General features: G+C 67.1%; 27 protein-coding genes. 17 read left to right on the top strand and 10 right to left on the bottom strand.

Going from position 1 to position 21,646, the window contains the following annotated elements:
• The first annotated feature begins 3 nt into the window (after positions 1-3).
• Together BDW16_RS16370 and BDW16_RS16365 are read left to right on the top strand one after the other, a co-directional pair.
• On the top strand, positions 4-1,248 hold the full coding sequence (locus BDW16_RS16370) for a putative porin (RefSeq protein WP_066573863.1): 1,245 nt from the start codon (positions 4-6) through the stop codon (positions 1,246-1,248).
• Positions 1,248-2,447 carry a carbohydrate porin gene (locus tag BDW16_RS16365; protein WP_066573861.1) on the top strand — a complete coding sequence of 400 codons (1,200 nt, stop codon included), beginning with the start codon at positions 1,248-1,250 and terminating at the stop codon, positions 2,445-2,447. Before BDW16_RS16370 ends, BDW16_RS16365 begins: the two co-directional genes overlap by 1 nt.
• Positions 2,448-2,534: 87 nt before the next feature.
• Here BDW16_RS16365 and purT read toward each other — a convergent pair whose 3' ends face one another.
• From purT to BDW16_RS16335, 6 genes are all read right to left on the bottom strand, one after another.
• Entirely contained in the window at positions 2,535-3,701 is a 1,167-nt protein-coding gene (purT, locus tag BDW16_RS16360; protein ID WP_066573859.1) for a formate-dependent phosphoribosylglycinamide formyltransferase, read from the bottom strand.
• A gap of 92 nt (positions 3,702-3,793) precedes the next feature.
• Entirely contained in the window at positions 3,794-4,186 is a 393-nt protein-coding gene (locus tag BDW16_RS16355) for a DUF1801 domain-containing protein (protein ID WP_066573856.1), read from the bottom strand.
• Positions 4,187-4,195: 9 nt separating this feature from the next.
• Positions 4,196-4,603, bottom strand: coding sequence for a DUF1801 domain-containing protein (locus BDW16_RS16350; protein WP_066573855.1), 408 nt, complete (start codon positions 4,601-4,603; stop codon positions 4,196-4,198).
• A complete protein-coding gene (locus BDW16_RS16345; protein WP_066573853.1) occupies positions 4,600-4,806 on the bottom strand; it encodes a hypothetical protein in 207 nt (68 codons plus the stop codon). The genes BDW16_RS16350 and BDW16_RS16345 overlap by 4 nt, the downstream gene beginning before the upstream one ends.
• Before the next feature lie 19 nt (positions 4,807-4,825).
• Positions 4,826-5,233 (bottom strand): SRPBCC family protein, encoded by a 408-nt coding sequence (locus BDW16_RS16340; protein WP_066573851.1) that lies wholly within the window; start codon positions 5,231-5,233, stop codon positions 4,826-4,828.
• Positions 5,230-5,553, bottom strand: coding sequence for an ArsR/SmtB family transcription factor (locus BDW16_RS16335; RefSeq protein ID WP_066573850.1), 324 nt, complete (start codon positions 5,551-5,553; stop codon positions 5,230-5,232). The genes BDW16_RS16340 and BDW16_RS16335 overlap by 4 nt, the downstream gene beginning before the upstream one ends.
• A 133-nt stretch (positions 5,554-5,686) precedes the next feature.
• Here BDW16_RS16335 and BDW16_RS16330 point away from each other — a divergent pair, with 133 nt between their 5' ends.
• Genes BDW16_RS16330 through BDW16_RS16320 form a run of 3 tightly spaced genes read left to right on the top strand, consistent with a single transcriptional unit; the run spans position 5,687 to position 8,465 of the window.
• Complete coding sequence (locus BDW16_RS16330) at positions 5,687-6,631, top strand: alpha/beta fold hydrolase (RefSeq protein WP_066573847.1); 945 nt, start codon at positions 5,687-5,689, stop codon at positions 6,629-6,631.
• Positions 6,632-6,678: 47 nt separating this feature from the next.
• Positions 6,679-7,224, top strand: a complete 546-nt coding sequence (locus BDW16_RS16325; protein WP_083629791.1) for a helix-turn-helix domain-containing protein — start codon at positions 6,679-6,681, stop codon at positions 7,222-7,224.
• Between the two features lie 53 nt (positions 7,225-7,277).
• Entirely contained in the window at positions 7,278-8,465 is a 1,188-nt protein-coding gene (locus BDW16_RS16320) for an MFS transporter (protein ID WP_066573844.1), read from the top strand.
• A gap of 3 nt (positions 8,466-8,468) precedes the next feature.
• Here the strand turns inward: BDW16_RS16320 and BDW16_RS16315 are convergent, their stop codons facing one another.
• The gene (locus BDW16_RS16315; RefSeq protein WP_100362786.1) at positions 8,469-9,266 is read right to left on the bottom strand and encodes a hypothetical protein; all 798 of its coding nucleotides are present in this window, start codon (positions 9,264-9,266) and stop codon (positions 8,469-8,471) included.
• 289 nt (positions 9,267-9,555) lie between these two features.
• Between BDW16_RS16315 and BDW16_RS16310 the strand changes: the two genes are divergently transcribed.
• The 5 genes from BDW16_RS16310 to BDW16_RS16290 all read left to right on the top strand — a co-directional run bounded on the left by BDW16_RS16310 (position 9,556) and on the right by BDW16_RS16290 (position 15,205).
• Complete coding sequence (locus BDW16_RS16310) at positions 9,556-10,113, top strand: fasciclin domain-containing protein (RefSeq protein ID WP_066573840.1); 558 nt, start codon at positions 9,556-9,558, stop codon at positions 10,111-10,113.
• A 71-nt stretch (positions 10,114-10,184) separates the two neighbouring features.
• Entirely contained in the window at positions 10,185-11,003 is an 819-nt protein-coding gene (locus tag BDW16_RS16305) for an outer membrane protein (RefSeq protein ID WP_066573834.1), read from the top strand.
• A 161-nt stretch (positions 11,004-11,164) separates the two neighbouring features.
• Complete coding sequence (locus BDW16_RS16300) at positions 11,165-11,854, top strand: MOSC domain-containing protein (protein ID WP_066573831.1); 690 nt, start codon at positions 11,165-11,167, stop codon at positions 11,852-11,854.
• 289 nt (positions 11,855-12,143) lie between these two features.
• Positions 12,144-14,816, top strand: a complete 2,673-nt coding sequence (acnA, locus tag BDW16_RS16295; protein ID WP_066573829.1) for an aconitate hydratase AcnA — start codon at positions 12,144-12,146, stop codon at positions 14,814-14,816.
• A gap of 98 nt (positions 14,817-14,914) precedes the next feature.
• On the top strand, positions 14,915-15,205 hold the full coding sequence (locus BDW16_RS16290; RefSeq protein ID WP_066573981.1) for a putative quinol monooxygenase: 291 nt from the start codon (positions 14,915-14,917) through the stop codon (positions 15,203-15,205).
• 19 nt (positions 15,206-15,224) lie between these two features.
• On the opposite strand, the gene BDW16_RS16285 is transcribed toward BDW16_RS16290, so the two are convergent.
• Positions 15,225-15,563 carry a hypothetical protein gene (locus BDW16_RS16285; protein WP_066573827.1) on the bottom strand — a complete coding sequence of 113 codons (339 nt, stop codon included), beginning with the start codon at positions 15,561-15,563 and terminating at the stop codon, positions 15,225-15,227.
• Positions 15,564-15,656: 93 nt separating this feature from the next.
• On the opposite strand from BDW16_RS16285, the gene BDW16_RS16280 reads away from it, so the two are divergent.
• A complete protein-coding gene (locus BDW16_RS16280) occupies positions 15,657-16,016 on the top strand; it encodes a hypothetical protein (RefSeq protein WP_066573825.1) in 360 nt (119 codons plus the stop codon).
• Positions 16,017-16,056: 40 nt separating this feature from the next.
• Positions 16,057-16,377 carry a hypothetical protein gene (locus BDW16_RS16275; RefSeq protein ID WP_066573823.1) on the top strand — a complete coding sequence of 107 codons (321 nt, stop codon included), beginning with the start codon at positions 16,057-16,059 and terminating at the stop codon, positions 16,375-16,377.
• A gap of 73 nt (positions 16,378-16,450) precedes the next feature.
• Here the strand turns inward: BDW16_RS16275 and BDW16_RS16270 are convergent, their stop codons facing one another.
• Positions 16,451-16,849 (bottom strand): PRC-barrel domain-containing protein, encoded by a 399-nt coding sequence (locus BDW16_RS16270; RefSeq protein WP_066573820.1) that lies wholly within the window; start codon positions 16,847-16,849, stop codon positions 16,451-16,453.
• A gap of 230 nt (positions 16,850-17,079) precedes the next feature.
• On the opposite strand from BDW16_RS16270, the gene BDW16_RS16265 reads away from it, so the two are divergent.
• Both BDW16_RS16265 and BDW16_RS16260 read left to right on the top strand, forming a co-directional pair.
• Complete coding sequence (locus tag BDW16_RS16265; RefSeq protein WP_066573818.1) at positions 17,080-17,367, top strand: CsbD family protein; 288 nt, start codon at positions 17,080-17,082, stop codon at positions 17,365-17,367.
• Between the two features lie 58 nt (positions 17,368-17,425).
• Positions 17,426-17,683 carry a GlsB/YeaQ/YmgE family stress response membrane protein gene (locus tag BDW16_RS16260; protein ID WP_066573816.1) on the top strand — a complete coding sequence of 86 codons (258 nt, stop codon included), beginning with the start codon at positions 17,426-17,428 and terminating at the stop codon, positions 17,681-17,683.
• A 55-nt stretch (positions 17,684-17,738) separates the two neighbouring features.
• Here BDW16_RS16260 and BDW16_RS16255 read toward each other — a convergent pair whose 3' ends face one another.
• A complete protein-coding gene (locus BDW16_RS16255; RefSeq protein WP_066573814.1) occupies positions 17,739-18,671 on the bottom strand; it encodes a right-handed parallel beta-helix repeat-containing protein in 933 nt (310 codons plus the stop codon).
• A 119-nt stretch (positions 18,672-18,790) separates the two neighbouring features.
• On the opposite strand from BDW16_RS16255, the gene BDW16_RS16250 reads away from it, so the two are divergent.
• From BDW16_RS16250 to BDW16_RS16240, 3 genes are all read left to right on the top strand, one after another.
• On the top strand, positions 18,791-19,810 hold the full coding sequence (locus tag BDW16_RS16250; protein WP_066573812.1) for a DNA topoisomerase IB: 1,020 nt from the start codon (positions 18,791-18,793) through the stop codon (positions 19,808-19,810).
• Positions 19,811-19,820: 10 nt separating this feature from the next.
• Complete coding sequence (locus tag BDW16_RS16245) at positions 19,821-21,002, top strand: mechanosensitive ion channel family protein (protein WP_066573810.1); 1,182 nt, start codon at positions 19,821-19,823, stop codon at positions 21,000-21,002.
• Between the two features lie 156 nt (positions 21,003-21,158).
• Positions 21,159-21,623: a MaoC family dehydratase gene (locus BDW16_RS16240; protein WP_066573807.1), complete on the top strand. Its 465-nt coding sequence runs from the start codon at positions 21,159-21,161 to the stop codon at positions 21,621-21,623.
• The last annotated feature ends 23 nt before the right edge of the window (positions 21,624-21,646 follow it).

Genomic DNA, 21,646 nt, shown 5'->3' with positions numbered 1-21,646 from the left:
CCGATGCGTATCCGTTCCGTCCTTCTCGCCGCGACGGCACTCGCCGCCGCGCTTCCCGCGCATGCGCAGCACAGCCGCCTCGACGCGCTCGAGCGCCGCCTCGCCGAACAGCAGGCGCGCATCGAACAGCTCGAGGCGCTGGTCGCCCGCCAGTCCGCGCAGCTCGACCAGCCTGCCCCCGAGGCCAGCCCCGCGCCCCGGCTCGCCACCGCAGCCCCCGCGCGCGCCGCCGCCTTCCGGATCCCCGGCCTCGACGTCGGCGGCGATCTTCGCGTGCGGCAGGAGTGGAATTACGGCACCGCGCGCGATCGCTCGCGCTCGGTGCTGCGCGCTCGCGTCCGCGCCAGCTATGCGGTCAACGACCGTATCTCCATCGGCGCCCAGCTCGCCACCGGCGACCCCGACGATCCCAATTCGACCGACGTCACGCTCGGCAATTTCGCCGACGATCTCGCCGCCTCGCTCGATCAGGCCTGGATCCGCTACGCCCATGGCGGCCTCACCGTTCAGGCGGGCAAATTCCCCCAGATCTTCCAGCGCACCGACATGGTGTGGGACGGCGACGTCTCGCCCCAGGGCGTGGGCGCGATCTATGCGCTCGATCCCGGCAATGGCGCCAAGCTCGACGCGCGTGCGCTCTGGTTCGTGATCGACGAAGCCTCGGTCGCGCGCGACAGCGACCTGCTCGGCGGCCAGCTCAACGCCGCCGCGCCGCTCGGTTCCGATCTCAAGCTCGCGCTCGCGGGCAGCTATTACCACTATCGCCTCGGCTCGGTCGCTGGCGCGGATGCGGGCGATTTCCGCGGCAACCTCATCTCCGGCGGCCGCTATCGCTCCGACTTCCATCTGATCGAGGGGCTCGGCAGCCTCACTTATGCCGGCCTGTCGCCGCGCTGGCCGCTCGCCTTCACCGCCGACTATATCCGCAACCTTGGCGCGGCGGTGCCGGGCGATACCGGCTTCGCCCTCGAATTCGCCGCGGGCCGCATCGCGCAGCGCGGCGACTGGCGCATCGCCTACACCTATTCGGAGGTTCAAGTGGACGCGGTCTTCGCCGCCTTCAGCCACGACAATCTCGATCTCTCGACCAACTACCGCCTCCACGGCGTCGGTCTCGGCTATGTCCCCGCGCCCAGCCTGCTGGTCGACCTCGCCTGGTATCACTACCGCCCGCTCGACGCGCGCTACACCGCCGCGCCGCTCGGCTGGCTCGATCGCGTCCGCCTCAATTTCATGGTGAGTTTCTGATGCTCCTCCCCGCCCTCGCCCTCGCCGCCATTGCCGATGCGCCGCCCGCCGCTCCGCCGCAGGACGGCACCCGCCCGCACAGCCACACCCACGCACCCGCCGAGATCGAAGAGGCGCACGGCCCGCTGCTGTTCCAGGTCACCTACACGGCGGAGCTGATCGGCAACGCCGCAGGCGGCCTCCGGCGCGGCGCGCGCTATCTCGACAATCTCGATATCGTGTTCGAGGCCGATCTGGAGAAGGTCGCGGGCTGGACGGGCGCGCAGCTCCACCTTTACGGCCTCTACAACAACGGAAGTTCGATCAGCGACTGGGTCGGCGACAGCCATGCGGTCAGCAATATCGAGACCGGCGTTCGCGCCTTCCGCCTCTATGAGGCATGGATCGATCAGAAGTTCGGCGAGCGCGTCTCGCTGCGCGCCGGCCTCTACGACCTCAATTCCGAATTCGACGCGCTCGACGCTTCGGGCCTGTTCGTCGGCAGCGCGCACGGCATCGGCACCGATTTCAGCCAGAGCGGGCAGAACGGCCCGTCGATCTTCCCCTCGACCTCGCTCGCCGCGCGGATCCAGGTCGAGCCGGCAAAGGGCTGGGCGGCGCGCGCCGCCGTGCTCGACGGCGTTCCCGGCGATCCCGCCCGCCCCGGCCGTACTGTCGTGCGCCTCAGCAAGGACGAGGGCGCACTGCTCGTTGGCGAGGTGCAGGCGCCGCTCGGCGAAGGCGGCAAGCTGCTGCTCGGCCACTGGCGCTACACCGCGCGCTTCGACCTCACCGACGGCAGCGGCACGGCGACCGGAAATAGCGGCACCTATCTCCGCGCCGAGCTGCCCCTGTCCGCTGCACCCGGCCGCAGGCTCGACGGCTTCGCCCGCTTCGGCACCGCCAGCGGCCGCTTCAACATGTTCGATTTCTTCATCAGCACCGGGCTCAAATTCACCGGCTGGATCCCCGGCCGCGACGAGGACGAGTTCGGCATCGCGCTCGCCGCCGGCTTCACCGCCGAACCCTGGCGCACCGCCACCGGTGCTTCCGCCGCGGAAATCGCGATCGAGGCGACCTGGCGCACCCAGCTATCTCCCTGGCTCGCGGTCCAGCCCCATGCCCAATATATCCGCCGTCCCTCGGCCGATCCGACGGTCGCCGACGCCCTCGTCCTCGGCATCCGTACCGAGATCGGCGTCGATCTGTTCGGGCTCTAGGGTGGCAGTCTATTCCTCCCCGGCACGGGGAGGGGGACCGCCGCAGGCGGTGGAGGGGCCGCCCCGTGGAGGGAAGAGAAACAGACTCTAGCCGTAGTTGATCCGCACCTTGCCCGCCGCTTCCGCCGCCAGCGTACGCGCGGCACCGGTGTCGCCCGCCAGCGCCAGCGCCACGCCCATCCGCCGGTACGGCCGCGTCGTCGGCTTGGCGAAGATGCGCAGGTCGATCTCGCCGCCCGGCACCGCCAGCGCCTCGGCGACGCCCTCATAGCCCGGCGCCTCGCCGTCGCGATCCGCCAGGATCACCGCCGACGCCGACGGCCCGTACAGCCGCACCTCGGGCACCGGCAGCCCCAGCACGGCGCGCGCGTGCAGGTCGAATTCGCTCAGATTCTGCGAGATCAGCGTCACCATCCCAGTGTCGTGCGGCCGCGGCGACAGCTCGGAGAAGATCACCTCCTCGCCCTTCACGAAGAACTCGACCCCGAAGATGCCATAGCCGCCCAGATCGTCGACCACCTTGCGCGCCATGTCCTGCGCATCGGCGATCGCCTGCGCCGACATCGCCGCAGGCTGCCAGCTTTCCTGATAGTCGCCACGCTCCTGCCGGTGCCCGATCGGCGGGCAGAAGCTCACACCCGCGCGCGATCGTACGGTCAGCAGCGTGATCTCGTAATCGAAATCGACGAACTCCTCGACGATCACCCGCGCCCGGTCGCCGCGCATGTTCGCCACCGCATAGTCCCATGCCGCCTCAAGCGCGCTCGCCTCGCGCACCGTGCTCTGTCCCTTGCCGGACGAGGACATGACCGGCTTGATCACGCAGGGAAGCCCGGTGTGCTCCGCGCCCGCCAGCACCTCTTCGAGGCTCTCGGCATAGCGGTAGCGCGAGGTGCGCAGCCCCAGCTCGACCGCCGCGACCTCGCGGATGCCGTCGCGGTTCATCGTCATCTGCGCCGCGCGTGCCGAGGGGACCACCGTCACCCCCTCCGCCTCGACGTCGGCAAGCACCTCGGTGCGGATCGCCTCGACCTCGGGCACGACATAATCGGGCGCGTGCTTCGCGATCGCGGCGCGCAGCGCCTCGCCATCGAGCATCGAGAAGACTTCATGCCCGTCCGCGACCTGCATCGCCGGCGCGTTCGCATAGGAATCGCATGCGATCACCTGCGCCCCCAGCCGCTTGGCGGAGATCACGAACTCACGCCCCAGCTCGCCCGATCCGAGCAACAGGATCTTCGCGGTGAATGTCATGGTCCTCGGTTCCTTCTCGCCAGCGGTCGGTTCATGCCACTGGCCGGAACCGGGCGGCTTGTCACCCCGCCTCATCCGCTATTCGACGCCCCTTACCCCTTCACATTGGCCTTCACCGCCGCCCGCACCAGGGCCTTCAGCGCCTCGCCATCGATCGCATCGTCCTCCCGGAAATCGATCGCGCGGCGTGTGCCCCCGTCCAGGCTGGCGTTGAACAACCCCTTGGGATCGTCGAGCTGTGCGCCCTTGGCGAAGGTCAGCTTGACCTTGTCCTTGTAGGTTTCGCCGGTGATCAGGATTCCGCCCTTCGACCAGGTCGGCACGCCAGAGAGATTGCTGGGCTTGCGCCATTTCACCTCCTCGGCGATCTCCGGATCGGCTTCGCGGACCAGCGCGCGCAACCTGCCCAGCATCGGTCCGCGCCATCCGCCCATCGCCGCGATCTTGGCGTCGATCTCGTCCGACGCGCTCACTTCGTCCGCCATGTCGTTCTCCTACGGCTTCCAGCCGGGCAGCGCCGCGGCCTGCCTGACCCAATCCATGATCCGCGCCTCGTCCCAGTCGTCATCCTCATGGATGTGGAAATAGCGCGTGTCCTTGTCCTTCGACTCCACCGGCGGCTTCGGCTCGATCCCGCCGCCCCTGAAGAACGCGACCTTGATGTACTTGTTGAAGCAATGGACGCCGAGGAAGAAGGTCCCGTCCCCGGCGCCGTAGAGCGGCGAGTTCCACTTCATCGCCTTGGCCACGCCCGGCACCGCCGCCTCGATCAGCCGGTCCAGCCGCTCCCCCGCCGCGCGCTTCCACCCCGGCATGGCCGCGATATAGGTCTGCACCGGCGCATCGCCGTCGCCCTTGGGTATCTGCGGATTGCCGCCGGAGAGGAGCTTCGGCTCGGTCACGCGGCGCGCCGTCGGAAATAGGGCCGGAAGAACATGTAGAGCCCCGTCACCAGCAGGAAGGCGAGCGGCGGCAGCGGCAGGTAATAGACCCACTCGACCGGCTCATGCCCCAGCCCAAGCATCGCGAAGATCGCCACGACGATCAGCGCGAACAGCAGCGACACCCAGCGGTGCACTACACGGATCGACTTGCTCAACCCCATTGTCCCCTCCTCCATGATCTCAGTCCAGCCTCGCCAGCACCGTCTCCAGCCGGTCGAGGAAGCGCGGCCACCCGGCGCGCGCGCCATGATAGGCCAGCTTCTGCTCGGGCAGGAATCCGGCCTGCACCATCGTCAGCCGCGTGCCGCCGTCCATCGGCGTCAGCGTCCAGGTGACCACGCTGTCCAGCCCCAGCCCGGCCCAGCGATAGGCCAGGGACCGTTCCGGCTCGATCTCCAGCACCTCGCAATCAAGGTCGCCCCATTCGGCCTTGAAGCCGAAGCGATGCCCGACCTCGGGTACGAAATCATTCGCCATCAGCCATTCGGCGATCAGGTGCGGCTGGGTCAGCGCGCGCCAGATGCGCTCGGCCGGATGCGCGAACTCGCGCTCGACCGTCACCGTCCGCGTCTCGACTGGTGCGCTCATTGGTCCATCCTGTTCAGCAGATCCTCGAGCCCGTCCATGCGGCGTTCCCAGAACCCCTTCATCTCGCGCGCCCAGTCGTCGAGCGGGTCGAGCGCGCGCAGCTCGGCGCGGTAATGCGTCTGCCGCCCGGCCTGCCGGTCGTGCACCAGTCCCGCGCGCTTGAGCACCGCCAGATGCTTCGACACCGCCGGCTGCGACACTCCCGCGCCCGCGGTGAGCACGCCCACCGTCTGCTCGCCCTCGCGGCACAGCCGCTCGAACAGCCCGCGCCGCGTCGGGTCTGCGAGCGTGCGGAACAGCAGGTCGGGGGTCAGGGGCATCACCAATTCATAACTCACAGGCTATCGGTCAGGTCCGATAACCAGCGGGTTATGGGTATGTCAAGCCATCTACTATTGACACAGATGTCAATATCGGCCTTGATCGTGGCTTCGATAGGGGGAGCCCGCGGCGATGACGATCTTCATTCCCTTGGTCGCCGGCGCGGCGGGGCTCGTAGGCGGCGGCGCGGCGATCGCCGCCGCCTATTCCCGGCGCATCGCCCGCCAGGTCGAACGCAACATCCCGCCCGACGGCAGCTTCCACACGATCCGCGGACGGCGCCTCCACGTCCGCGATATCGGCCAGGGCCCGGCGATCGTGATGATCCATGGCCTTGCGGGCCAGATGCGCAACTTCGCGGCGGTGGTACCGCTGCTTGCAGCCGGCCATCGCCTCGTCCTGATCGACCGCCCCGGCAGCGGCCACAGCCCCGGCCGCGGCGACGACAGTCTCACCGATCAGGCCGCCATCGTCGCCGAGCTGATCGACCGGCTCGGGCTCGATCGCCCGCTGATCGTCGGCCATTCGCTCGGCGGCGCGGTGTCGATGGCGCTCGCGCTCGACCATCCCGGCAAGATCGCCGGCCTCGCCCTGATCGCTCCGCTGACCCAGGTCCAGGAAGAGGTGCCCGCCGCCTTTCGCGGCCTGGTGATCGAAAAGCCCGCAGTGCGCGCGATCATCGCCAACACGCTCGCCATCCCGATGATGCGCCTCAACTCGGACAAGTCCCGCATCACCCTGTTCGCGCCCGAGCCGGTGCATCCCGGCTTCGACATCGACTATGGCGGCGCGATGCTCGCCCGCCCGCGCGCCTTCTTCGCCTCCTCGTCGGAGCTGGTCGCGGTCAACGGCGCGCTCGCCCCGCTCGTCGCGCGCTATGGCGAGATCGCGCTGCCCGTCCGCATCCTGTTCGGCGAGGGCGATCAGGTGCTCCCCGCCGCCGTCCACGGCACCCGCACCGCGGGCGAGGTCCGCGGCGCGCAATGCACCATCCTGCCCGATGCCGGCCATATGCTCCCGGTGACCATTCCCGCCCGCGTCGCCGCCTTCGTCGCCGAGGCCCGCGCCGCCGTCTGAGCGCGCAACGGCTTCCGCGGCGGCGGGGATGGAGCTATGGCAGCCGCATGCTCCACGACCTGCCTCTCGGAAGAGCGCTCCGCCGCTTTCGCCGGTTGAACGGCATCAAGCAGGGGCATGTCGCCGAGCTTCTCGCCGTGTCGCAGGCCGCGGTCTCGCGCTGGGAAAGCGGCATCCACGAGCCCGAGGCACATCAGCGTGAGCGCATCCTCGATCTGATCGCCGCCAATGCCAGCAACGACGCCGATGCCACGCTCAAACGGTTGATCGAAAGCTCGATCCTGCCCGTGCACCTCGTCTGCGACGCCACCCACAATCTGCTTGCCGCTTCGCCCGAGCGGACCCGGTCGTGGGGCGCTGGGGCGGACGCGTTCATCGGCAAGTCGCTGTGGCGCTTCGCCAGTCCGGAGATCGTCGCGGCGCAAGAGGGCCTCCAGAACCGCGGCTGGTTCGAGCGGCCCTGCCAGCGGATGCAGTTCGAAACCGGCGCCAACGACAGCGACCTCGTCACCGTGCTCCCCGGCACCTTGCTCTGGGAAACCATTCCCCTCGCCGACGGCCGCACCGGACGCATCTCCACGACTCTCGCCTGACCGCGTATATCTTTTACGTGGCCGCGCCTCGCGCACCCGGCTAGCGGCGGGGCATGCATCGTTCCTGGCCTCCCATCCTCGCGCTCTGGCTGCTCGGCATCCTAGCGGCCGCCCAGTTCGCCAAGATGTCGGTGATCGCCCCGATCCTGCGCACCGGCTTCGGCCTGTCGCTGCCCCAGCTCGGCTGGCTGATCTCGCTGATGGAGGTCGGCGGCGCGGTGTTCGGGCTCGTCTCGGGCCTTGCCCTCGCCCGCTTCGGGATGCGCGGCTTTCTGCTCTCCGGTCTCGCAATCCTCTCCGCCGCCAGCCTGATGCAGGCGTTCGCGCCCACGGCGCCGCTGCTGTTCCTCGCCCGCGCGATCGAGGGCATCGGCTATGTCCTCGTCGTCATCGCCGCGCCGACTGCGATCGCGGCGACCGCCGACAACCAGCTGCGCCCCCGCGCGCTGGCGTTGTGGAGCACCTTCGTGCCCGTCGGCATCGCGGCCGGCGGCGCGATCACCGGGCTTGCCGCGGGCATGCTCGGGATGCGCGGGGTGATGCTGCTCTGGGCCGCGATGATCGCCGCCGCGATCCCGCTCGCGCTGCGCCTGCCCCTCGCCGCCATGCCTCCGGCGCGGATCCGTTTCCCCGCCACCGCCGCCTGGATCTCGACCTTCGGCTTCGGCCTCTACACCGTGTTCATCAGCGCCGTGACGATGCTGCTGCCCAGCTTCCTGATCGAGCGCTGCGGCGCCTCGATGGGGCAGGCCGCCATTGTCGCCGGCATCGCCTCGCTCGCCGTCCTCCCCGGCGCAGCCGCCGCGATGTGGCTGATGCGCGACGGCGATATCGGCATGCGCCGCACGCTCGCCTTCTCCGCCGTCGCCCTCGTCCCCACCGTGCCGCTGGTCCTTCTGCTCTATGGCGATGCCAGCGCCGATCTGCTGCGGATCGGCACGATCGCGGTGCTTGCGGTGGCGGTCAGCGGCCTCGTCCCGCCACTGGTCTTCGCCCGCCTCCCGCTCCTCGCGGGCGCGTCGAGCCCGGAGGATCCCCGCATCGCCACCGCCAACGGCCTCGTCACGCAATTCGGCGCAGGCGGCGCGCTGATCGGCCCGCCCGCCGGCGGCATCATCGTCAGCCTCTCGGGCTGGCAAGGCCTCGGCGCCGCCGCCGGTGCGCTGGTCATCGCCATCCTGGCAGCGGTGATCGCGTCCGAATATGCCGGGCGGGGAAGCGCACAACCCACCGCCGCCTGAGCCTCACCTGCCCGGGCCTCGCGTTCCCCCCCGCACCCAGCCGTCGCCATCGCCGCCGCCCGCGTCGCGCTGCATCGCCTCCCACGCCTCGGCCTGGGCCAGCTGCTTCGCCCGCGCTTCGGCCCGCATCCTGCGGCCCGTCCCGGCGAGCAGCTTCATCAGCCGGGCGTTGGTCTCTTCGCGCGTCGCAATGCGCGGCCCGCGCTTCCCGGCCTTGGCCTCCGCCGCCGCCTCGACCCGCCGCGCCGCCTGCACCTGTCCCAACAGCATCCGCAGCAGCGATTCCGAAAAGCGCCGCCGCGTGCCGACCACCTCGCCGCGCACCACCACCGGCTCTTCCCAGCCCTCGACCGCGCGCTCCCACGCAATCTGCTCGATGAGTGGCGGCGAGCGCTGCAGCGCGGCCTCGCATTGGCGCGCAAAATCGGGATCGCGCCCGCGCAGGTTGCGCGCCGCGGTCTCCGAAATGCCCACCCGTTCGGATGCCAGCTTGTACTGCCCGGTCTCCGACAGGGCGCGCAGGAAGGCGCGGCGGCGCAGCGGGGTGAACCCGTCCAGCCGCGCATGCGATTCCTCGCGATCAGCCGGAACCCCGTGCCGCGCGGCCCATTCGGCCTGTTGCGCATCGACCACCTCGATCCACCGCAGCGCGAATTCCGGATAGCGTTTGCGCCGCGCATAAGCGGCACCATAGGACCGGCCGATCGTCCGGGCGGCAAGCTGGACATTCCCCGTCTGCCTGAGTGCCAGCAGGAACGCGATCTCGGTGTCTCGGCTCCAGCGACTGTTCGGTTTGTGCATCTCCCCTCGCCCCGCATCTGCGTCGAAGGGAATCCAGTTATACAAAACGGCGCGTGTAGGAAAGAACATTTTGAGAACATATGGCTCCGCCATATTCAAACGGCTGGCCTGCGACTCGAAGGACGTGCGCGATTCCCCGCCATGGCGCGCGCAGCACTTCGCGAAGTCCATGATCGCACGGCGCCGGAAAAAATCTCGAAAATCCGGACCGCGTCTGCATCCGCGGCGCGATCCGCTCCGTAGCTTGGCCAGCACCTCCCCGGGGGTGCCATCCAAGAGGAGCAGATCGATGACTCGTACTCTATCCAGAATCGCCTTCGGGTTCGCCGGCATGGCGCTGGTCGCCACCGGCGCGCTCGCCGCGCAGAAGAACCCGATGGTCGGCGGCGCCGCGATGTACCCGACGAGGAACATCGTCCAGAACGCCGTCAACTCGAAGGATCACACGACGCTGGTCGCCGCGGTCAAGGCCGCCGGGCTGGTCGACACTCTGTCCGGTCCCGGTCCCTTCACCGTCTTCGCGCCGACCGACGCGGCGTTCGCCAAGCTGCCCGCCGGCACCGTCGACACGCTGGTGAAGCCCGAGAACAAGGCAACCCTCACCGGCATCCTCACCTATCATGTCGTCCCCGGCCGGATCACCGCCCAGGATATCGCGGCCAAGGCGATGAAGAATGGCGGCAAGGCGATGTACAAGACCGTCGCCGGCGGCACGCTGACCTTCTCGAAGAAGGGCAAGGGCTGGCAGGTGTGGGACGCAAAGGGCGGCCACGCCGACATCACCATTGCCAATGTCATGCAGTCGAACGGCGTGATCCACGTCATCGACACCGTCCTCATGCCTTGAGCTTCCCCGGGGGCGGCCCGCGCACCCTTTCGCGCGGGCCGCTTCGGGAAGCCCCACAAGGGGAGGTTCACATGCGCAGATTTCTCACAGCCAGTATCGCCGCGATCGCCTTCGCCACGCCCGCGCTCGCGCAGGATGGCGAGGCCGAGTTCGACGGTTTCTATATCGGGGGTTCGGTCGGCTATTCCGTCCAGAACAACGATGTCGGGGAGCGGATCCTGTTCGATCGCGGCTCGAACGGCAGCTTTGGCGAGACGATCACCACGGCGGGCGGGGCCAACGCCTTCTCGCCCGGTTTCTGCAACGGCGCCGCGACGTCGAATCTCAACACCGCCTGCACCAACGACAAGGACGGCATCGACTATCACCTGCGCCTCGGCGGCGACCGGCAATATGGCAAGTTCGTCGTCGGGTTCGTCGTCGAAGGCGGAAAGTCCGACATACGCGACAGCGTGTCGGCGTTCAGCACCACGCCCGCCTTCTACACGATGACGCGGGAGATTGAGTGGAACGCCGCGCTCCGCGCCCGCGCCGGCTACACATTGGGACCCAAGACCCTGGCCTATGCCACCTTCGGCGGCACTTATGCCAAACTCGACCACAGCTTCACCACCGGCAACACCGCCAATTCCTTTGCGGTCGTCGGCAGCGACGACGCGTGGGGCTGGCAGGCCGGCGGCGGGATCGAGCAGAAGCTGGGCCGCCATGTCTCGGTCGGCGTCGAATATCTCTACAGCCGTTACAATGACGACGACGCCCGCATCCGCGTGACTCAGGGCACGGCCGGGGCGACCAACCCGTTCGTACTGGCCGGCGGTACGGATTTCCGCCGCGATACCAACCGGTTCGACTTCCACTCGATGCGCGCAACGCTCGCATTCCGTTTCTAACGCCGCGGGGCCGGCTCCTCCCGGACGGCCCCGCGGCGGGGCCGGCGAGGCACTCTTCTCTCCTGACGGCCTCGCCGGCCCTTCCGCCTATTCTCCTTCGCTGCTAACGGGCCGGGCGAAGCTTCGGCTTCGCCGCAGGGACGCGGCATCGAGGAGAATCGATCTTCCCCCACCCCACCATCCTCTCGCTGAACACCGCCCCGGTCCGCCCGCTCGGGCCGAAGTCGATCCCCAGCGCGATCGCCAAGCAGCCGGCCGATCGCCCGCTCCGCCTCACGGCGCTCGGCCTCGCCGGTGACGAACAGGGGGACACCCGCGTCCATGGCGGTGTCGACAAGGCGGTGCATCACTATCCCCGCGACCATTACGCCGCGTGGCGCGCCGATCTCGGCGACCATCCGCTGCTCGACGGCCAAGGCGCGTTCGGGGAGAATATCGCCACCCTCGGCCTCACCGAAGCCGATGTCGCGATCGGCGACCGCTTCCGCATCGGCACGGCGCTGGTCGAGGTGTCGCAGGGCCGCCAGCCCTGTTTCCGCCTCAACCTGCGTTTCGAGGCGCCCGGCGTCGCGCTGCGCATGCAGGAGAGCGGCCGCACCGGCTGGTATTATCGCGTGCTGGAGGAGGGCGTGGTCGCCCCCGGCGACACCGTCCGGCTGACCGACCGCCTCGCCCCCGACTGGACCGTCGAGCGTATCCGCCGCGTCTTCTACGTCGACATGCTCGACCGCGAGGCGCTCCGCGCCATCGCCGCGCTCACCCTGCTGCCCGAACGCTGGCGCCTGCTCGCGCAGAAGCGGCTGGCGTCGGGCGCCGTCGAGGACTGGAGCCCCCGGCTGAAGGGCAGCTAGGGCGGATTGATCCTCCCCCCTTAGGGGGAGGTGGCACGCGAAACGTGACGGAGGGGGAGGAAGCGGGCCGCTGAAGTTCCGACATTCGTTCTTCAGCCACCCCTCCTAGCCCCCGCAACCTTGCCTTCCGCGCAACCAACCACCGCTCCCCTTCCCCCCGCCCCCCTCCCCTGCTATCGGCCCTCGCGAATCTTCGCATTCGCTTCGCACCGGCGCGCCCGTGCGGCTCTCCAGCCGCCTCCCCCACGCCGCTCCGGTGGCACATAGATAGGGAAAGGGACCCGCACCAATGACAGCCATCGGCCAGGACAGCCTCGGAACGCGTGAAACGCTCACCGTCGGCGGCAAGAGCTACAGCTATTACAGCCTGGAAAAGGCCGCCGCGAAGCTCGGCGACGTCAGCCGCCTCCCCTTCTCGATGAAGGTGCTGCTGGAGAATATGCTCCGCTTCGAGGACGGCGTCACCGTCACGCCCGAGGATGCCCAGGCGATCGTTGACTGGCAGAAGAACCCCAACGCGCCGGAGCGCGAGATCCAGTACCGCCCGGCGCGCGTGCTGATGCAGGATTTCACCGGCGTGCCCTGCGTGGTCGATCTCGCCGCGATGCGCGACGCGATCACCAAGCTCGGCGGCGACGCGGCCAAGATCAACCCGCAGGTGCCCGTCCACCTCGTCATCGATCACTCGGTGATGGTCGACGAATTCGGCACGCCCAAGGCGTTCGAGGAGAATGTCGAGCTCGAGTACCAGCGCAACATGGAGCGCTACGACTTCCTGAAGTGGGGTTCGAAGTCGCTCGACAATTTCAAGGTCGTCCCCCCCGGCACCGGCATCTGCCACCAGGTGAACCTCGAGTACATCGCCGATGCGATCTGGAGCTCGACGGCCGCTGACGGCACGACCGTCGCCTATCCCGACACGCTGGTCGGCACCGACAGCCACACCACGATGGTCAACGGCCTCGGCGTGCTCGGCTGGGGCGTGGGCGGCATCGAGGCAGAGGCCGCGATGCTCGGCCAGCCGGTGTCGATGCTCATCCCCGAAGTGGTCGGCTTCAAGCTGACCGGCAAGCTCCAGGAAGGTATCACCGCCACCGATCTGGTGCTCACCGTCACCCAGATGCTGCGCGCGCGCGGCGTGGTCGGCCGCTTCGTCGAGTTCTTCGGCCCCGGCCTCGCGACGATGACGCTCGCCGATCGCGCGACCATCGCCAACATGGCGCCCGAATATGGCGCGACCTGCGGCTTCTTCGGCATCGACGACAAGACGCTCGATTACATGCGCCTCACCGGCCGCGACGACGACACCGTCACGCTGGTCGAAGCATACTGCAAGGCGCAGGGCATGTGGCGTTACGACGACATGGCCGATCCGATCTTCACCGACACGCTCGAGCTCGACATGGCGACCGTCACCGCGTCGCTCGCCGGCCCCAAGCGCCCGCAGGACCGCGTCAGCCTCAACAAGGTCGATGAGGTGTTCAACGGCGACCTGTTCAAGGTTTATGGCAAGGAGAACGGCCACCGCGTCGCGGTCGAGGGCAAGGACCACGACATCGGCGACGGCGACGTCGTGATCGCCGCGATCACCAGCTGCACCAACACCTCCAACCCCTCGGTCCTCATCGCCGCCGGCCTCGTGGCGCGCAAGGCGCGCGCCAAGGGCCTGACGCGCAAGCCGTGGGTCAAGACCTCGCTCGCCCCGGGGTCGCAGGTCGTCACCGACTATCTCAATAAGGCGGGCCTCAGCGAGGATCTCGACGCGATCGGCTTCAACCTTGTCGGCTATGGCTGCACAACCTGCATCGGCAATTCGGGTCCGCTGGCCCAGCCGATCTCGGACGCGATCAACGGCAACGACATCGTCGCCGCCTCGGTCCTGTCGGGCAACCGCAACTTCGAGGGCCGCGTGTCGCCCGACGTGCGCGCCAACTTCCTCGCTTCGCCGCCGCTGGTCGTCGCCTATGCGCTCAAGGGCACGGTGACCGAGGACATGATCGAGACCCCGATCGGCGAAGGTACCGACGGTCCGGTGTACCTCAAGGACATCTGGCCCACGAACGAGGAAGTCCAGGGCGTGATCAACGCCAATATCGACTCCGAGATGTTCAAGTCGCGCTATGGCAACGTCTATCTCGGCGACGCCCATTGGCAGAAGATCAACGTCGAGGGTTCGGCCACCTACAGCTGGCCCGCCGCCTCCACCTACATCGCCAACCCGCCCTATTTTGCGGGCATGACGATGACCCCGGCGCCGGTCGCCGACATCGTCGATGCCAAGCCGCTGGCGATCCTCGGCGATTCGATCACCACCGACCACATCTCGCCCGCCGGCTCGATCAAGGCCGACAGCCCGGCCGGCAAGTGGTTGATGGAGCGCCAGGTTTCGAAGGCGGACTTCAACAGCTACGGCGCGCGCCGCGGCAACGACAACGTCATGGTCCGCGGCACCTTCGCCAATATCCGCATCCGCAACGAGATGGTTCCGGGCGTCGAAGGCGGCATGACCAGCTATGCCGGCGAGACCATGCCGATCTACGACGCGGCGATGCGCCACAAGGCCGACGGCACCCCGCTCGTCATCGTCGCAGGCAAGGAATATGGCACCGGCTCGTCGCGCGACTGGGCGGCCAAGGGCACCAACCTTCTCGGCGTCCGCGCCGTCATCACCGAAAGCTTCGAGCGTATCCATCGCTCGAACCTGGTCGGCATGGGCGTGCTCCCGCTCCAGTTCGCCGAGGGCGTCACCCGCCAGACGCTGAAGCTCGACGGCAGCGAGACCTTCACCATCACCGGCGTTGCGGGTCTCCGCCCGCGCCAGGATGTCGAGGTCAAGCTGACGCGTGCCGACGGCTCGAGCGAGACCTTCCTCACCCGTTGCCGCATCGATACCGTCAACGAGCTGGAATATTTCCTCAACGGCGGCATCCTGCAGTACGTGCTGCGGAACCTCGCCAAGTAAGGAATGGTGACGTGAACATCGGGCGCAGGCACGCGATCGCCGGGGGACTGGCCATCGCGTTGCTTGCGCCCCATTCGCAGGCAACGGAGAGGAACGGCATGTACGGACTGCTCGGCAAGATGCGTGCGCAACCCGGCAAGCGCGCCGAACTCATCGCGATCCTGCTCGAAGGCACCGATGCGATGCCGGGCTGCAAGGCCTATATCGTCGCCGAGGACGTGAAGGAGCCCGACGCGATCTGGATCACCGAAGTGTGGGACAAGGCCGAGAGCCACAAGGCCTCGCTCCAGCTCCCAGCCGTGCAGGCCGCGATCGCCAAAGGCCGCCCGCTGATCGCCGGCTTCGACAGCCAGGTCGAACTCAACGTCGCGGGTGGAATGGGGCTGTAGAACGGACGAAGCCGCTCGATCAGCGCTGCTTCTTGGTGATGGTCGCGGTGAAGTCCGGATCCTTGTTCGCCACCCAATCCACGAATTTGCGCACATTCGGATTGTCGAGCAGCCCCGTCACGTCCATTCCGTGACGCTGCAGCTCGGAATTGGTGAAATTGGCGACCAGCGTCTGCTGGCAGATCGAGTGCATCGGCACGACATCGCGGCCGCCGCGGCTCTTCGGCACGGGATGGTGCCAGACGATGGTCGTGCCGGTCGGGCGACCGCACAGCCAGCAGAGCACGGGCGCAGCCGGCGCCTCGTCTTCGCGCGGCAAATGGTCATAGGGGTCGTATTTCGAATTCTTGCGGGCCATGGGTCGATCCGGCTGTCTGGATGATCGCCGGCCTATAGCGATGTGAACGGCCCGACACATCGGCAATTGTCACTTCGGGAGATTGGGTGAGCGATGACGACACCGCCGAAACCATGGGATGGCGAGCAGGTCCGCAAATGGCTTGAGCGCCGGTTCGAGGTATCCCGGCTGGATCAGGCCGCCGCGGACAGGCGCGGCTATGAGGCGCGCGACGACTATGACAAGGCCGCCGCCGAGGAATGGGCCTGCCGCGCGCTGAAGGGGGCGGAGTGCTCGAACGATCAGGCGGCATTCGCGAGCCGGCTGAAGGAACTCATCGGCCAGGACGACTATCCGGCGACGGGCATTTATGACGATGACCGGTTCGAACGGCATGTCCGCACCTATCTCCGCAAGCTCGCCAGGATGACCAAGGCGAATGAGGGGTTTGAAAAGATGCTCCGCCATCAGTGAGACGGGTGAAGTGCGACCATCGCCATGCTAGGGACACGCCATGCATCACCCGCGCGCCCTTGGCGGAACCGTCGAAATCGACGGATTCAACTATGATTGGGAATTCCTGAGCGAACCCCAGCTGTCCGATGGCGATGGCTGGAAGGGCATGACGGTCTCGCTGCGACAACACGATATGCCGCGCGAGGCGGTGCTGGAATTTCCGACACCCAAGCGGCTCCTCAAAGGATTGCCCAAGGGGCGCTCCCACATCAACGACACGATTGCCGCAAGGGGGGTGCGCGCGGCGCTGTCGGCGGGGTGGGATCCGGCCTCGCGGGGCAAGGCCATGGTCTTCATGGTCGACGCCAACGGCGACTAGCGGACCCGCTTTCGGTACGGGTCGATCGGCGCCGAACAATCCGGATGCGCGATCTGGCCGGGTCGCAGCGGCGCTAGGCGTCGGACGCCCCGGCAACCGCGCCGCCGAGCGACAGATCCTGCTTGGAAACCTGATAGTAGCTCGCCACCCGATCGGCATATGCCTGGTCGAAGATCGGGGGATTGGCGGCCCAGCTCGGACCGCCCTCAAGAACGCGTCGGTCGATTGTCACGACATAGGCGTCCGAAGTCGGCTCGAACTGCAGCAGCTGGAACGGGATCGGGTAATAGGCCTTGCCCAAACCCAGGAAACCGCCGATCGAGAGGATCGCATACGCCGTCCCGCCCGTGCGCTTGTTGATCATGAAGGCATAGACCGATCCGAGCTTGTCACCGTCACGGGTCTTGACGGTCATGACATCAGCCTTGTTCGACTGGATCAGCAGCTGGGTAGGTTCATCGAGTTCGGCCATGGGCCCTCCCTTTCGACCTATCAAAACATGCGGGCGCGATAGGGGTTCCGGAAGGGGCGCGGTCCGGCAGCCGCGGTGCCTTCAAAGGCTGAACGCCCGGAAGCGCTCAGTCGCAACCGCCTGCCACGCGGCATTCTTCACCGAGCGGGCATGATTTACCGCCAGGCAGATACGGCAATGATCCTTTTCCGGATTGGCTCGTTGTCGCCAGGCAATTTGGAGCTAGGCAAATGAATCAGGACACTCTTCAGGGCGAAGGCCGCGACATTGTTGGCAAGATCAAGGAAACCGCCGGTAACGTGACGGGCGACCGGGCTCTTCAGGGTGAAGGGCTGATCGATCAGTTGAATGGCAAGACGCAGAAAGTGGTTGGCGCGGCGCGTGACGCACTCGCGACCAACGGTGCTCCACTTCTCGACAAGGCCCGCCAGTTTGCGCGCGAGCGCCCGTTCGCGTCGGCGGCGCTCGCAGGCGTTGTCGGACTCGCCATTCTCAACACGTTGCGCGGCAAGCGCTGATATGAGCAGCCTTGCACCGGCAAGGCAGTCGTCTGCAAATCGGATACAGGAGAACAAGATGGGTTTGATCGTGTGGCTCATCGTCGGCGGCGTCATTGGCTGGCTGGCCAGCATCATCATGCGCACCGATGCGCAACAGGGCATCCTTCTCAATATCGTCGTCGGCATCGTCGGGGCATTCATCGGAGGCCTGCTGCTAAGCGGCGGCTCGATCAACTCTGCGCCGCTGACGATTTCCTCGTTCCTCGTGTCGCTGCTTGGAGCGATCGTCTTGCTTGCGATCGTCAACCTCGTTCGCCGCGGCAAGGTACGATAATCTCAGTCGATGCATCGCAGGTGCGGCTACCGCACCTGCGATCAGCTGACGGCTTCTAACGCTGCGCGACGGGCGCGATCCGGTCGGCCAGTTCGTTGCCCCGCACCACCACCGCATCGCGCGACCAGTTGCCGACGAACGTCGTGCGCTCCTTGAACGCAGGGGAAAGCCAGGCCTTGTTGCCCTCGATCACAAGGCCGGCCGAGCTGTGCTTGGCCCCTTCGGGGGCCACCGCGATCATCGTCGCGTAATTGTCCTTGTTCGGCCCCTGCTCGAACGAATTGCCTGCGATCCGCCCAGTCGCGCCGTTCGAGATGTCGATCGAATAGTTGGTGTTGCGGCCCTGGCTGTCGTCGAAGCTGGAATCGAGGATCTCGATCCGCGGCGCGCGCACCTTCACATAATGGCCGCCCGTGCCGCGCTCGAACCGCGACTGGACGATGCGCAGGCTGCCATAATCGCCGATGTACAGTGCGTGCGCGCCATTGCCGGTCGGATCCTTGCCCAGGCCGGCAAAGGTCGATCGCTCGATCGTGATCTTCCCCTGCGGGAAGCTCGCGGTCAGGATGCCGCACTGGCCGTCGATGAACATCGCGTTGGTGACGTGGAGGTCGCCGGTCTCGAGCCTGATGCCCGCACCATTGCCGTCCTCGACCAGCGTGCGCATGAACACGATGCCATCTACCTTCGCGCCGCGCCCGCGCAGCACCAGCGTCGCCTTGCCCTCGCAGATCGCGCGATCGAAGATCGCCTTGCCCGGCACTTCGGATACGAAGCTGACCTCGCCTGCTTCCTGCACCGCGCACTCGCCATAGCGGCCCGGCGCGATACGGATCGTCCCGCGGCCGTCGCCGATCGCCGACACGGCTTCCTGGAGCGAAGCATAGGAACGTCCACTCTCCTGCACGGTGAACGGCCCGCTGTGCGCCTGGGGCAGCGCAGGTGCGGTGGAAGCGAGCAGGGCGGCAACAGCAAGGACGAGGCGCATGGAGAGACTCCGATGGTTTCGCGCGACTATGCCCCAACCGGCGCAGCGGCGCTCTATCTTGCGGGCACGGTTCCTGTCCCGCTTCGGAACGATGCGCGAAGACGCGCATTCTCAAGCACATGAAGCACGGCCTGCGATATTGCGACGACAGCCGGCCAGGCATCACGCGGCGCAAGCTGAGCCAGGGCTGGGGCTATTGGGACACCGACGGGCACCGTATCACCAACCGTGACGAGATCGACCGGCTGAACGCCGTGGGCCTGCCCCCGGCCTATACCGACGCCTGGTATTGCCCCCATCCCAACGGCCACCTCCAGGCCACCGGCATCGACGCTCGCGGCCGCAAGCAGTATCGCTACCACCCCGAATTCCGCGCCGCGCAGGAGGCGGCCAAGTACGACCGCTGCGCCGCCTTCGGCCATCTGCTTCCAGGGCTTCGCGCGCGGATCGAAGCGGATCTGCGCAAACGCTCGCTGTCGAAGGAACGCGCCGTCGCTGCCGTGGTCCGCCTGCTCGACCGTGGCCATGTCCGCGTCGGCAACGAGGGATACGCCAAAGCCAATAAGAGCTTCGGCGCGACCACGCTGCGCAAGCGCCACGCGAAGCTCAATGGCACCAGCCTCAAGCTCCAGTATCGCGCCAAGTCGGGCAAGCTGCGCACGCTGACCCTGACCGACACCAGCCTGCGCAGTTTCGTCAAACGCTGTCAGGACCTGCCCGGCCAGCATCTGTTCGGCTGGCTCGATGGTGCCGGCGAAGCGCATCCGGTGACCTCGACCGACGTCAACGACTATATCCGCGACGCGATGGGAGACGATTTCACCGCCAAGCATTTCCGCACCTGGGGGGCGAGCGTGATCGCGTTCGAGGCGCTGGTGGATGCGGAGGCGCCCATCGGCCTCAACACGATGCTCGAGCCGGTGACCGAGGCACTCGGCAACACCCCCGCCATCGCCCGCAAATCCTATGTCCATCCCCAACTGATCGAACTCGCCAAGGATCGCGATGCGCAGCGGGCGTTTCGCGATGCCCTCACCCTGCCCCGGGCCACCCGCCATCTCAGCCGCGCCGAACGTGGGCTGATCGCCTTTCTCGAGCACAATGCTATGGCTGCGCCAAGCGCCCGCAACGCCGCCTGAAGGACCCCGAATGACCAACAAGACCGCCGCCGCCGAAAAGGCCGCTGGAATCGATTCGGTAGCGATCGAGGCGCAGACCCGCGCCTTCTTCACCGACAGTGTCGCGTGGTTGCAGGGCCACTGGCTCCAGATCCTGATCGCCGCGGGCATCGCGACCGTCATTTTCTTCGGCCTGCACATGGCTCGCCGCTGGGGCATGAGATTGTGCGAAACGTCGGAAGGCCCGGCAGGCTGGGGTACGATCATCGGCCGCGCGGTCGCGCGCACCGGCAATTTCTTCATCGTCATGGTCGCCGCACGGCTCGTGTCGGGCTACGCCAACACGCCCTCCACGCTCGACAAGACGATCGGCTTCCTCTTCACCGTCGCCGCGGTGTTCCAGGCGGCGATCTGGGCGCGGGAGATCATCCTGGGTGCCATCGAAAAACGGACCGAGAGCGAGAACTACCATGGCGAAGCGCTGCTCTCGGCGCTCGGCCTGATCCGCCTGCTGGTCACCTTCGCGCTGTTCGCGATCGCGCTGGTGGTGGTGCTCGACAATCTCGGGGTCAACGTCACGGGTCTTGTCGCGGGTCTTGGCGTCGGCGGCATCGCGATCGGTCTGGCAGCGCAGGGCATCTTCGCGGACCTGTTCGCCGCGCTCGCGATCATCTTCGATCGCCCGTTCCGCCGCGGAGATAAGATCCAGTACGACCAGACGCTCGGCTTCGTCGAAGCGATCGGCCTCAAATCCACGCGCATCCGCACCTTTACCGGAGAGCAGCGGGTAATCGCCAACAAGCAGCTTCTGGACAAGGAGATTCAGAACATCTCCGGCCGCGACCATACGCGGATCGAAATGACGATCGGCGTCGCCTATGAAACCGCGCCCGACCTGCTCGAGCAAATCCCCCAGATGATACATGACGTGGTCGAGGCACAGGGGGCGACCGTCGCGCGCTCCAGCTACGAGGCATTCGGCCCGAGTTCGATCGACCTCAAGCTGCAGTTCGACATACCCGGCGACGACTGGCCGCGAGCCCATGCGATCCGCGACAAGGTGATCGTCGGCATCGTCCGCAAGTTCGCGCAGGAAGGCGTGAGCATCCCCTACCCCACCCAGACCACTTATACCGCAGCGCCCGACGGTACGCTGATCTTGCCTTATGCCGAACGCGAGCCGCGCCAGACTCGCTCTGAATCTCCCGCGTGACGATTCGCACCGGATTTCTTAGAATGTTGGGTTTGGACTCAATTGCGCAGATTTACGCTACGTAAGACCCTGTTTTCGCGTTTGCAGTAGGCACCCCCTTGCCGTGCGCGTCAAGTTGCGCCTACATGCGCCGCGAGGATGCCAACAGGAGCCTTCATGGCCGACGCCGAGACCGTCACGATCCAGCAGCTCGCCGCCCGCACGGGCGAGGAGCGCGTGTCCGATTGGGTCGAGGTGACCCAGGCCATGATCGACACGTTCGCCGAGGCGACCGGCGATCACCAGTTCATCCATGTCGATCCCGCCAAGGCCGCGATGACCCCGTTCGGCGGTACCATCGCCCATGGTTTCCTCACGCTGTCGCTGATGCCACTGCTCAACTCGCTCACGCCGCAACCCCGGATCGAAGGGGTGAAGATGGGCGTCAATTACGGCGGCAACAAAGTCCGCTTCCTGACCCCGGTCCGCTCGGGCAAGCGCGTGCGCGGCCGCTTCAAGACGCTGGAGCTGGCCGAGAAGCGCCCCGGCCAGTGGCAGCAGACCGTCGAGTTCACCGTCGAGATCGAGGGCGAGAGCAAGCCCGCGATGATCGCCGAATGGATCAGCCAGATTTTCGTCTAACGATCATAGCAAAAGGATAGCCA

Origin of the sequence: Sphingomonas koreensis (assembly GCF_002797435.1) — a bacterium.
Taxonomy (GTDB): domain Bacteria; phylum Pseudomonadota; class Alphaproteobacteria; order Sphingomonadales; family Sphingomonadaceae; genus Sphingomonas; species Sphingomonas koreensis.
This window is presented reverse-complemented; position numbering and strand designations above follow the sequence as displayed.